Annotated in this window: 10 protein-coding genes; 8 read left to right on the forward strand and 2 right to left on the reverse strand. The window is 47.5% G+C overall.

Annotation, left to right across the window (positions count from 1 at the left end; all coding sequences use genetic code 11):
- Nucleotides 1-31: 31 nt before the first annotated feature.
- From ACFPYJ_RS13725 to ACFPYJ_RS13740, 4 genes are all read left to right on the forward strand, one after another.
- On the forward strand, nucleotides 32-1,810 hold the full coding sequence (locus ACFPYJ_RS13725; RefSeq protein ID WP_379188720.1) for a cache domain-containing sensor histidine kinase: 1,779 nt from the start codon (nucleotides 32-34) through the stop codon (nucleotides 1,808-1,810).
- 157 nt (nucleotides 1,811-1,967) lie between these two features.
- Entirely contained in the window at nucleotides 1,968-2,936 is a 969-nt protein-coding gene (locus ACFPYJ_RS13730) for an ABC transporter permease (protein ID WP_379188721.1), read from the forward strand.
- Complete coding sequence (locus ACFPYJ_RS13735) at nucleotides 2,930-3,790, forward strand: carbohydrate ABC transporter permease (RefSeq protein WP_379188722.1); 861 nt, start codon at nucleotides 2,930-2,932, stop codon at nucleotides 3,788-3,790. Before ACFPYJ_RS13730 ends, ACFPYJ_RS13735 begins: the two co-directional genes overlap by 7 nt.
- A 73-nt stretch (nucleotides 3,791-3,863) precedes the next feature.
- On the forward strand, nucleotides 3,864-5,411 hold the full coding sequence (locus ACFPYJ_RS13740; RefSeq protein ID WP_379188723.1) for an extracellular solute-binding protein: 1,548 nt from the start codon (nucleotides 3,864-3,866) through the stop codon (nucleotides 5,409-5,411).
- Nucleotides 5,412-5,481: 70 nt separating this feature from the next.
- Here ACFPYJ_RS13740 and ACFPYJ_RS13745 read toward each other — a convergent pair whose 3' ends face one another.
- On the reverse strand, nucleotides 5,482-6,276 hold the full coding sequence (locus tag ACFPYJ_RS13745) for an AraC family transcriptional regulator (RefSeq protein WP_379188724.1): 795 nt from the start codon (nucleotides 6,274-6,276) through the stop codon (nucleotides 5,482-5,484).
- 121 nt (nucleotides 6,277-6,397) lie between these two features.
- Between ACFPYJ_RS13745 and ACFPYJ_RS13750 the strand changes: the two genes are divergently transcribed.
- The 3 genes from ACFPYJ_RS13750 to ACFPYJ_RS13760 all read left to right on the forward strand — a co-directional run bounded on the left by ACFPYJ_RS13750 (nucleotide 6,398) and on the right by ACFPYJ_RS13760 (nucleotide 9,281).
- Nucleotides 6,398-7,207 carry a phytanoyl-CoA dioxygenase family protein gene (locus tag ACFPYJ_RS13750; protein ID WP_379188725.1) on the forward strand — a complete coding sequence of 270 codons (810 nt, stop codon included), beginning with the start codon at nucleotides 6,398-6,400 and terminating at the stop codon, nucleotides 7,205-7,207.
- A gap of 144 nt (nucleotides 7,208-7,351) precedes the next feature.
- Entirely contained in the window at nucleotides 7,352-8,203 is an 852-nt protein-coding gene (locus tag ACFPYJ_RS13755) for an AraC family transcriptional regulator (protein ID WP_379188726.1), read from the forward strand.
- An 88-nt stretch (nucleotides 8,204-8,291) separates the two neighbouring features.
- Entirely contained in the window at nucleotides 8,292-9,281 is a 990-nt protein-coding gene (locus ACFPYJ_RS13760) for an aldo/keto reductase (protein ID WP_379188727.1), read from the forward strand.
- Nucleotides 9,282-9,335: 54 nt separating this feature from the next.
- Here ACFPYJ_RS13760 and ACFPYJ_RS13765 read toward each other — a convergent pair whose 3' ends face one another.
- A complete protein-coding gene (locus ACFPYJ_RS13765) occupies nucleotides 9,336-10,205 on the reverse strand; it encodes an AraC family transcriptional regulator (protein ID WP_379188728.1) in 870 nt (289 codons plus the stop codon).
- 164 nt (nucleotides 10,206-10,369) lie between these two features.
- Here ACFPYJ_RS13765 and ACFPYJ_RS13770 point away from each other — a divergent pair, with 164 nt between their 5' ends.
- On the forward strand, nucleotides 10,370-11,449 hold the full coding sequence (locus ACFPYJ_RS13770) for a Gfo/Idh/MocA family protein (RefSeq protein WP_379188729.1): 1,080 nt from the start codon (nucleotides 10,370-10,372) through the stop codon (nucleotides 11,447-11,449).
- Nucleotides 11,450-11,536 lie beyond the last annotated feature (87 nt).

The following is an 11,536-nucleotide window of genomic DNA, read 5'->3' on the forward strand; positions in this document are numbered from 1 at the left end:
ATCCATCCCTTGTCCGAGTGGGAGGTGTAACATGTCGAGTCTGTTCAAATGGTATGGCAGTCTTGGTCTTGCCACAAAGCAGTTTATTTATTTGTTCGTCTTCACGCTGTTCTTGGTTTTAGTGCTTGCCTGGCGTAATTTTCATGATTCTGAGAAGCTGCTGCATAATCAAGTCGTTCGCGACGCTGAGCTGCTCGTTGGACGGACCAATCAATATATCGATGCCAGCCTTGACAATGTCGAGAATATGCTGCTGCTGCTCTCCACCCGGTCCGATTTGCTGAAAGAGGGAAATGAGGAAACGGCCCTCGATACGCTGCGCAAATTCGCGGATTATAATAATTCAATTGCCAAAACGTTATATATGGTCCGTTCCGACGGTAAAGTATTCGCAAGTACTCAGGTCAACTTTGAGATTATCGGCAATCCGCATCTGCCCGAGCTGTATAAGCTTGCACTTGAGAACTATGGCGCCATTAACGTCAGCGAGCCTTATTATTCGCCGATGTCCGGTCATACGCTCGCGTATGTTTTACCGATTACAGATGCAAGGAAACAGGTGCAGGGCGTCGTTGTAGCAGAGGTGAATTTGGATTTGCTTACGGAACGGATTGCCCCGATGATCTATCAATCCTATGTCTTATTCACGCAAAGCGGGAATGTCATTAACCGGCTGGATTCGCGTGATAAGATGCTGCCCGTTCAGCCGGCTGTCTATCCGCAGGTGCTTCAGGAGAGCTTTCAGAAGCAGCTCGTCACGCTTAAAGTGGGTGTGAGCCGTATTGAAGGCAACTCCCTGAAGCCGCTTGTGGCGGTGAAATCAACGAGGAACCGGCTCGGCTGGTCATTGGCGGCTTTCATAGAGGAAGACTACTTCTATCAAGATTTGCAGAAGCTCAACAACAATTACCGGGATGCAACGATTCTTTGGATGGTTGCTTTGCTGTTCAGTGCCTACATTCTGAGCCGCTCCTTCACAAATCCGATTCGCAGGTTCGTTGAGAAAATGGACAGGCTTAACGACGTTCAGGTAGTCGCGAAGCTTCCGGTAACGCGAAGTGACGAGATCGGCAGGCTGACGCAAAGCTACAATGCGATGCTGGAGCGTATTCAGAATTTGCTGCAGAAGACGAAGTCGGCAGAGGAGCAGAAGAAGGAATACGAGCTAAAGATGCTCAGAAGCCAGATCGCTCCTCATTTCCTGTATAATACGCTTGCTTGTATAAGCAGTCTGGCTAAGCAGCAGCGGATCGATGAGGTGCGCGAAACCATCCGGTCGTTGGTCAAGCTCTTAAGCTTCAGCTTTGACAAACAGTCTGAATTTGTATCGATGGAGGAAGAGCTGGAAGGCTTGCGCATGTATATGTACATACAACAGGTACGCTATGGGGATCAATATCAATATGAGCTTGATATTAATCCCGGCCTCCTGCAATACCGGATTTTAAAGCTGACCCTCCAGCCGCTTGTTGAGAATGCCCTGTTCCACGGTATAACGCCGCATCATGGAGGTCTCATAACCATTAAAGGAAGGATAGAGAAAAGCATGTTCAGGCTCTATATCCGTGACAATGGGATTGGGATTTCGCGGGATGAAATCGGGAAGCTGCTGAATGAAGAATTCGATCAAGCGCGCTCCAAGTACAGGTTTACCGGGATCGGGCTGCGTAATGTGCATGACCGGATCCGTATTCATCATGGCGAGCCGTACGGTTTGCGGATCAGAAGCGCTCATGGGGTAGGGACAATCATTCGTGTCACGGTGCCTGTTCTGCTGGAGAATGAAGAGCATTTAGGGATTTGGAATTAAGAATAGGATGATGAAGAGGCTGCCTGGAAGGGCAGTCTCTTTGTTATTTTCCCATTTTTGAGACATTTTTTACGTTTTTCTGTATATCGGGATGTCAGCCTTAGTGTTTATACTTAAATCAAGAATTGAAAGCGCATTCAAATCAAGGAGGAATACGATGGAAGCCAATTATAGTCTCTCGCCTGAACCTCGCCTGCAGCAGGCTTCACAGAAGAATCGGAAGACGGTTTTGAGAGCCGTCTGGCGGTTCAAGGCTTTTTACCTCATGCTGCTCCCAGGCGTGCTCTATTTCATCATATTCCGGTATCTGCCGATGTATGGAGTCATTATTGCCTTTAAAAACTATACGATCATGGATGGCATCATGGGCAGCGCATGGGTTAATCCGTGGTATAAGCACTTTCAGGAGTTTTATCAGTCCCCTTATTTTGGGCAGTTATTAAGCAACACGCTATTAATTAGCTGCTACAAGCTCATCTGGGGGACTTTGCCGCCGATCCTGCTGGCTCTGCTTCTGAACGAATGCCGAGTGCGCTGGCTAAAGTCCATTGTGCAGACACTCACCTATATGCCTCATTTCTTATCGTGGGTGATCATCTTCGGCATCCTCCTGACCCTTTTCTCTCAAAACGGGGGGTTAATCAACCGGTGGATCGGAGAGCTCGGCGGTACTTCTATCCCATTCTTGACTTCAACGGATTATTTCCGAAGTATTCTGGTCGGTTCAGAGGTGTGGCAGAATCTCGGCTGGGGGGCGATTATTTACTTAGCTGCAATGGCAAGCATCGATCCAACGCTGTATGAAGCAGCTAAGGTGGATGGCGCAAGCAGGCTGCGTATGATTTGGCATATTACAGTTCCGGGCATCCGAAGTATCATGATCTTAATGTTTATTCTGAAGCTTGGCCATCTGCTCGATGCCGGCTTCGATCAAATTTATATCCTCTACAACATTCAAGTCTATCCGGTTGCTGACATCCTCGACACTTGGGTTTACCGGACGGGTCTGCAGCAGTTGAATTTCAGTCTGGCATCGGCAGTCGGGTTGTTTAAGTCCATAATCGGGCTCACATTAGTACTCGGTGCCAATCGATTAGCGAAGAAATGGGGTGAGGGAATATGGTGAAGGGTCTCGATGATAAAATATTTAATTCATTCATTTACATCATTCTTGGCGTATGCGGCTTGGCGGCCATACTTCCCATTCTGTACGTCGTATCGGTTTCCATCACTCCGTTCGGAGAAGTACTGCGCAATGGCGGCTTTATCTTATTCCCAAGAGAGATTACGTTCTCTGCCTACCGGACGCTTCTGGTCGAATCTAATATTCCTAAAGCGTTCCAGATCACGGTTCTTATCACCGTTATCGGCACAGCTATTAATCTCGTATTAACGGGTCTTATGGCATATCCGCTGAGCCGGAGAAACCTGCCTGCGAGGAACTTTTTTCTGATGATGATCGTATTTACTCTATTATTCAGCGGTGGAATCATTCCAACATATTTGATCGTGAAGTCAATGGGACTGCTGGATTCCATATGGGCGATGATTCTGCCTAATGCCGTGTGGAGCTTCAACGTGCTCATCATGAAGAGCTTCTTCGAAGGACTGCCGGAGGAATTATTCGAATCTGCCCGGATGGACGGCGCCAAGGAATTTCGTATTCTGCTGCAGATTGTAACGCCCCTCTCGATTCCTGTTCTGCTTACTGTCGGACTGTTCTATTTGGTCGGTCACTGGAATGAATTCTTTCAAGCCGTCTTCTATGTGACGGACCGGACATTATTCCCGCTGCAGGTTGTTGTTAGGGAAATATTGATGCAAAGTCAGCAGCCCCTTGAGAATGCGGAGAATATGATGCCGACCCAGACGCTTCAGATGGCTTCGGTGATGATTGCCAGCCTGCCGGTTATCGTGATTTACCCTTTCCTTCAGAAACATTTTACGAAAGGCATGCTTCTGGGATCGATTAAAGGTTGATCTAGGCTGCGTAGATAACTGGCCAGCTATGCAGTTCTATTCAATAGCTAGAATTTTGAAAGGGGATAAGAAAATGAGAAAAAACGTTTCCTTGACACTAGCCATTACACTGCTGGGAGCTCTTCTTGCCGGTTGTTCGGGAGGAGCGGACAATAATAACCAGGTAAACACGCAGAGCGGTACATCTGAGCAAACGAATAATACTGAACAGTCCAGCAGCGAATCCGGCGGCAAATCGGTAAAGCTGGAGATTATCGAGAGCGGGAATAACCTGCCATCGCCGGATAAGGATATTATCAAACAAGAGCTGGATAAGGCGTTGAACATTGACCTGAATCTGACGGTCTATCCATCTGCAGATGATTACAGTAATCAATTGAATATCCGCATGGCCTCGGGAAATTTCCCGGATCTGTTTATGGTTGACCGGCAGCAGCTTATCCAGTTCTCCAAACAAGGTTTATTGCTTGATTTAACGCCATATATGGACAAATTGAAGCAAACCGTATCGTTCATTGGCGATGACAGCGTCAAGAAGGGGATGGTGGACGGGAAGATCTTTGCGATCTCCAAATCCCCGCAAATCCCCTACAATACGTATTGGATACGCAAGGATTGGCTGGATAAGCTGCACTTGGAGGTACCGAAGACCGTGGAACAATTATCGGCTGTCGTGGATGCTTTTACGAAAAAGGATCCCGACGGTAACGGCAAACCCGACACCTTTGGTTTAACGGGCGGCAAGCTGGGGGCATTTGCGCCGGTATTCGGAGCTTTCGGCGTCGGTATGCCGGGAGATTTCTATGAGAAGGATGGAGTTGTCGTCAATTCTTTATATGATGGGGCGATGAAAGATGCCTTAGCATTCATTAAACAAATGATCGCTTCGGGCGGAGTGGATCCCGAGCTGTTAGCGAGCAGCGGGCTGCAGCATCAAGAAAAGGCCATTAAGGGGCAAGCAGGCATCGTATATATCGATTGGCCGAACATCACCAAAGACCAATTCGTCGAACAAATTAAAACGGTTAACCCGAACGCGGACTGGCTGCAGATTGCGGCACCTAGCGGAGCGGGTGGACAGCATGACGGGTCATGGGATATTGGGGGAACACCGGGAAGATTTGCAATTCCCAAAGCTTTGGAAAAAGATCCGGAAAAGCTTCAGCGTGTATTTGATTTGCTGAATTATATCTCCAATCCGGAAGGCGGCTCATTGCTGGTGCAGTTTGGGGTGAAGGACACGCATTTCACACTTGAGAATGGAAAGCCGAAAATGACGGATAAAGCAGGCGATGTCGGGTACTCTTGGCTGTACCAGTTTACGGGGAGGCCCGAAATGGAATATTTGCAAGCAAAGTTCGCCCGTCAGTCCGATGCCATTGCATTTGCCAATGATCAGCCCCGCATTCAATCATTGAACGGCTTCGTTGATAATCCGGATGGCTATAACCCTGCGGATGCCAATCGGTATATTGAAGAAGAGATCGCGAAGTTCGTATATAACAAACGCCCGCTCAGTGAATATGACGCTTTTATCAAGACGCTGGAGAGCTCGATGAATTATAAGACTTTCATGGATAGCGCGAAGGAGCAGCTCAAGGCGCTCGGTTATGGCTCATAAATAGCAAAATGGCGCAGGCAAGCCGGCTGGAAGATTTCCAGGAGGCTTGCCTTTTTGATGGGAGAAACGATTATACTTTATGCGTCTTCCTGTAAGCGGAGGGATTGATGGCGAATAATTTTTTGAAGCTTTTGCTTAAATGATGTTCGTCTGTAAAACCGCAGTGCTCAGCGATTTGAGCAAGGGTCAGCGAAGAATGAACAAGGAGCAGCTTTACTTTGTCCATTCTGAGATTAGCGGCATAAGCACTGGGTGTGATCCGGAACTCATGCTTGAAGAGTCTGGTCAATTGCACCTGGCTTAAACCAGCTGCAGCCGCAATGGTTTTTAAGGGTATCCCAAACTCCGCTTGCTGCTGGAGCATGTACAGTGCGCGCTGCAGGGTAGGATCCTCGCTGATTAGAGGGGGCATTCGCTGATTAAATTTCTCAATCTGCAGGATATAGATCAGATCCCGCAGTAAATGGTTTTTGTAATCGAGAACCAGGCTCATATTCAATTCATTGGCGTCGCGAAACAGGGAGAGAGTGGATTCCAGTCTCTTGTTATTCAATAAGCGAACCTTCCCTGTGATCGGAAAATCACTTAGGCCCAGCTCGTCAAGGCTGGAGAGAGAGGTCCATTGAAATCCCATCAGATGAAAAGACAACCCGGTTGTATGGCGGTAGAAGGTCATATCTGGCGGACATAGCACCATGTCCCCCTTTACCGCTCTTCCGCTTTGATCTCCCATTCTATAATCAAAGCCGCCGTCCTCGACGATGAATAACGCCCAGTGGTCGTACGTGTCATGTGTTTTTTGAAAATGTTCCGCATCCTTTACATAAACATGGTATCGCAGCTCAGGCTCATGAAAGTGAGTCATCTCTAGTAAACAAGCCCCTTCACTGATGAAATTATATACAAGTAAGTCGCAAAGTTCTTACATTATAACATGTGAATTTATAAATTATAATAAAATTAATTACAAGTAGGAGGAATGTATCATGCAGATGACCCCACTGAGTATTATGGAATTGGTGAAGCAATTCAATGAACAAGGCTATTTGATTTTGCGGGATGTTCTATCACAGGCCAGAATTAGCTGCTTGAACGCTGCAATCGATGAAGTCATTGCAGACGAGCCGGAAACGCTTGCCTATAATATATATAACAGCGTGGAGCGGCACAGCGAAATCGCTTCGTTGATTGATGAACCTGCGATTCTGCCGTTAATCGTAAATTTGCTTGGTCATAATATTCAGCTGCATATCTCCCACCTTACGATCAGACATCCGAATCCAAGCGATGCGCAGACAGCCACCCACAGTTTTATCGATTGGCATCAGGACGGCCCTCATCCTCAGTTTCCGGTTATTGCGGGCTTAACAGCTACGTACTATATTAAGGTTTGTTATATATTAAGCGATATGTCAGAGCCGAATAGGGGCAACACGAAGATTATTCCGGGAAGCCACAAGCAGCCCTATAACCCTAACCATAAGGATGTAAGACAGCAGGTAGAAGGAGAGCTGCAGATTTGCGGTAAACCGGGAGATGTATTCATTTTCGCACAAAACCTGTGGCATGCCGGCTCCCCGAACCATTCGGATTTCACAAGAAGGCAGCTGTTTCTTGGATACAGCCCGATCTGGATGCGCCCAATCGATTATCATGCCGCTTCAGAGAATCTTTTGAAGGATGCCGATCCGATCCGGCGTCAATTACTCGGTCAAATCAGTGACAATAAATTCAAATATTATGTCCCCGAGGACAGTATGGTACCGCTCAAATCGATGCTTATCAGCAAGACTTAACCGTATACATGCAGCGGATAATATCTTCAGAGTCCTGATCCTCAGGGCTCTTTTGTTGTTAAGGATCAATCTATAGGAGTCGATACGGCTGATTTATGTCATAATGTCAGTATAACCGTTTGCAGCGAGGGGTTCTTCATTGTCATGGCTATCTTTAACTACAATCCGGAACGTCCGTTCCGTGATGATATCGAGCTGTATCTATCCTTTTGGGGTAAAGAAAATTGTGTCCCGGGGCATGCAGTCGGTCCTGGAGTCCGGGATTTGTATAAGGTGCATTTTATTCATAAAGGAACAGGGATTGTGCGGGTAGGCGACAAGCAGTTTAATCTCTCTCCTGGACAAGCCTTTTTCATTTATCCGCATGTCGTCACTTATTACGAGGCGGACCGCCATGATCCATGGACCTATTCATGGATTGGCTTCCAAGGGACGAGGGTTGCGCCGATCTTATCGGGTACCAATCTTACGCCTGAGCAGCCGGTGTTTCCAATGGATCTGCGCTTCATGCCTGCCCTATACGATCAACTGACCGAGCTGTTAACGCAGGAGGTCAGCCATGATTTGCAGTTTACTGGAATACTGTATGAATTCTTTGCCCTGTTAGTAGCGCTGGCTCCGCCATCTTCGCCCAATGCCGCTCCATCGATCAAGAAACAGGATGGTTACGTTCATCAAAGCATGGAGTTTATTCATGCGCATTACAGTGAGAATATGTCGGTGCAGCAGCTGGCCGCTTATCTGAGGCTGGACCGAAAATATGTATCCGCGCTGTTTAAAGACGCGCTTGGAGTTCCGCCGCAGCAATACCTGCTGCAGTACCGGATGGATAAAGCCGCTGAGCTTCTTGGAAAAGGCTTGTACACAGTGGGGGAAGTAGCACGCTCGGTGGGGTATCAGGATGCGCTTCTGTTCTCGAAGATGTTCAAGAAGGTAAAGGGGATTTCACCCAAATTTCTTCTTCCAGGCTCCAGCTATGAAGACATTGTTCCATAAATATCAGTCTTGCTGATATAGGCTAATAAGTCATGTTCCGCTACGATAATGAAGTGATAACAAACTATAATCTTAGGAGGAAAAAAAATTGACTTATTCAGCAGCTTCGGGAAGATATGACACAATGACATATAACCGTTCAGGCAGGAGCGGATTGCGGATTCCGGCCATTTCACTTGGCCTGTGGCATAATTTTGGCGGCATCAATGTCTATGAGAATGGGCGGGCGATGGTGAGAAGAGCCTTTGACCTTGGGATTACCCATTTTGACTTGGCGAATAATTATGGTCCTCCGGCAGGCTCGGCAGAGGAGAGCTTCGGCCAAATTCTGAAGCAGGACATGCTTCCCTACCGGGATGAAATGATTATTTCAACCAAAGCCGGCTATTATATGTGGCCGGGGCCTTACGGCGAATGGGGCTCCAAGAAGAATCTGATTGCAAGTCTCGATCAAAGCTTGAAGCGGATGCAGCTTGATTATGTGGATATCTATTATCATCATCGTCCGGATCCTAATACGCCGCTTGAGGAAACCATGGCAGCGCTCGATCTGGTCGTCCGCCAAGGGAAAGCGCTCTATGTGGGGATCTCTAATTACAGACCGGAGGAAGCCCGCAAGGCTTCGCAAATCTTGAAGAAGCTGGGAACGCCTTGTGTGATTCACCAGCCGAATTACTCCATGATGTCGCGCTGGATCGAGGACGGCCTTCAAGATGTACTGGATGAAGAGGGGATTGGCTCCATTGTATTCTCTCCGCTTCAGGGAGGGCTGCTGACAGACCGTTATTTGAACGGCATAGCGGATGACTCGCGGGCAGCAGGACCAAGCGTATTCATGAGCCGTGATGCCATTAATGAAGGGCTGGTCAATAAGGTTAGACAACTGGATGAACTCGCGAAGTCGCGCGGACAGAAGCTGTCACAGATGGCGCTTGCTTGGGTGCTTCGGGGAGGACGTGTAACGTCTGCGCTGATCGGGGCGAGTAAAGTGAGCCAGATTGAAGATGCGATGGGTGCACTCAGCGTACCGGCATTTACGGATGAAGAGCTGAAGAAGATCGATTCCATCTTGAGCTAGTCAGGCTACAAGATAAGCAGGAAACAGCCCCACCAGGAGCAACTCCGAATGGGGCTATCCGCGATTCCAGTCCAGCATTCGCTTCTGGAACTGCTTGGGCGAGCAGTCATTGTATTTCTTGAACATTTTATAGAAATGAGCCATATTGGGCATGCCGATCCGGTCGCCGACCTCGGAAACACTAAGATCCTTCGTAAGCAGAATGCGTTCCGCCCACTTGATTTTGCGATAATTCACGTATTCCGTGAAGGATAATCCGATCGCTTTTTTGAAGAATTTAACAAAATAATAGTAGCTCATATTGGCCAGCTTGCACACTTCTTCGACGGCGATGCGGTCTGTGAGATGTTCTTCTACGAAGTCCAGAACGCCTCTAAGCCGGACGCGGTCAAAGTCATCGTGATCTGCAAGCAGCTTCTTGGAATCACTGCGGATAAGCAGCAGGAGCAGTTTCTTGATGATCATGCTGACCGCGATTTCATAGCCGTTTTGCTTGAAGCTGACTTCTTTGAGTATGGCGAGTATGCACTCAGCCGCTTCCTTGTTGGCCATTTTATTTTCTTGAAAAATATAATTAGCCCGGCTCAGCGGATTCTTCGTCTCGGAGAAATACCTCATATAGGGCATGGTGCTGTGATCGAAGAATTCCTCCAAATCGAACTGAAGCACCACGTAGTCGAGCGGATCTCCGATACTGCGGTCACGGTGCAGCTGCTTGGCGCCGATGATGGCAACGTCGCCGGCATTCAGGCGGAAGCATTCTTCGTCGATATAAACGTCCATGGCACCTTGATTGACAAGCAGCAATTCCAGTTCACGGTGGTAATGCCAATTAATATAAAAGTCGTGGTTGCGCTGAGATTGAAACACTTTAATAGACAAAAGAGGGTTTTCATAAACAACTTTCTCGTTGTAAACTTCCACGATACCATCCCTTCAACGACAAAATCGCATAAAACCATCCCTATTCTGAACCTATATTTTTGGAATAGGAATCGACTATACTTATTCTAGTGTTTGTCGTGCTATGAAACAAGCGCGGAACCAAAAAAATAATATCATTTCCAACTTATGGAGGTAGAAATTTAATGACTAAAGCACGTATCGGCATCATTGGCTGCGGCGGTATCGCTAACGGTAAACATCTTCCGAGCCTGTCCAAAGTAAGCCAAGCAGAAATCGTTGCATTCTGTGACCTCGTTGTTGAGAAGGCAGAAGAGGCAAAAGCAAAATACGGAACTGAAGATTCTAAAGTATATACAGATTATACAAAACTGCTTGCAGACAATACAATCGATGTTATTCACGTTTGTACACCGAATGATTCCCACGCTGAGATTTCCATCGCAGCTCTCGAATCAGGCAAGCATGTACTTTGTGAGAAACCGATGGCTAAAACAGCAGCTGATGCACGCCTTATGCTTGAAGCTTCCAAACGTACAGGCAAGAAGCTCAGCATTGGTTACAACAACCGTTACCGTGCGGACAGCCGCTACCTGAAAGACCTTACTGCAGCTGGCGAGCTTGGCGAAATCTACTTTGCAAAAGCACACGCGATTCGTCGCCGTGCCGTTCCTACTTGGGGCGTTTTCTTGGACGAGGAGAAACAAGGCGGCGGACCGTTGATCGATATCGGTACTCATGCACTTGACCTGGTTCTGTGGACAATGGACAACTACAAGCCGAAAGTGGTTCTTGGCCGCACTTACCACAAGCTGTCCCAAACCGAGAATGCAGCTAACGCTTGGGGCCCATGGGATCCGGCTAAATTCACAGTTGAAGATTCCGCTTTCGCTATGATTACAATGGAGAACGGTGCAACCATTATCCTTGAATCCAGCTGGGCGCTCAACACGCTTGATATCGACGAGGCTAAAGTTTCCTTGAGCGGTACTAAAGCAGGCGCTGACATGAAAGAAGGTCTTCGCATCAACGGTGAGAAAAACAGCCGTCTGTATGTGAACAAAGTTGAGCTGAACAGCGGCGGCGTTGCTTTCTACGAAGGCGCGAGCGAGAACGCAGAGGTGCTTGAAGCATCCATGTGGATCGATGCTGTTCTTAACGATAAAGAACCATTGGTTAAACCGGAGCAAGCTCTTGTCGTTTCCGAAATTCTTGAAGCGATCTATGAGTCATCCCGTACGGGTAAAGCAGTTTACTTCGAATAGGATTTTTATTATAAAGCAGAAGGGGCTGTCCCAAAAGTAAGTTTTAATCACTTGGCAGATAGCTTGTTTCTGTAAAGAAGCACGAAA

It is taken from the genome of Paenibacillus solisilvae (assembly GCF_042656405.1).
Taxonomy (GTDB): Bacteria; Bacillota; Bacilli; order Paenibacillales; family Paenibacillaceae; genus Paenibacillus_Z; species Paenibacillus_Z solisilvae.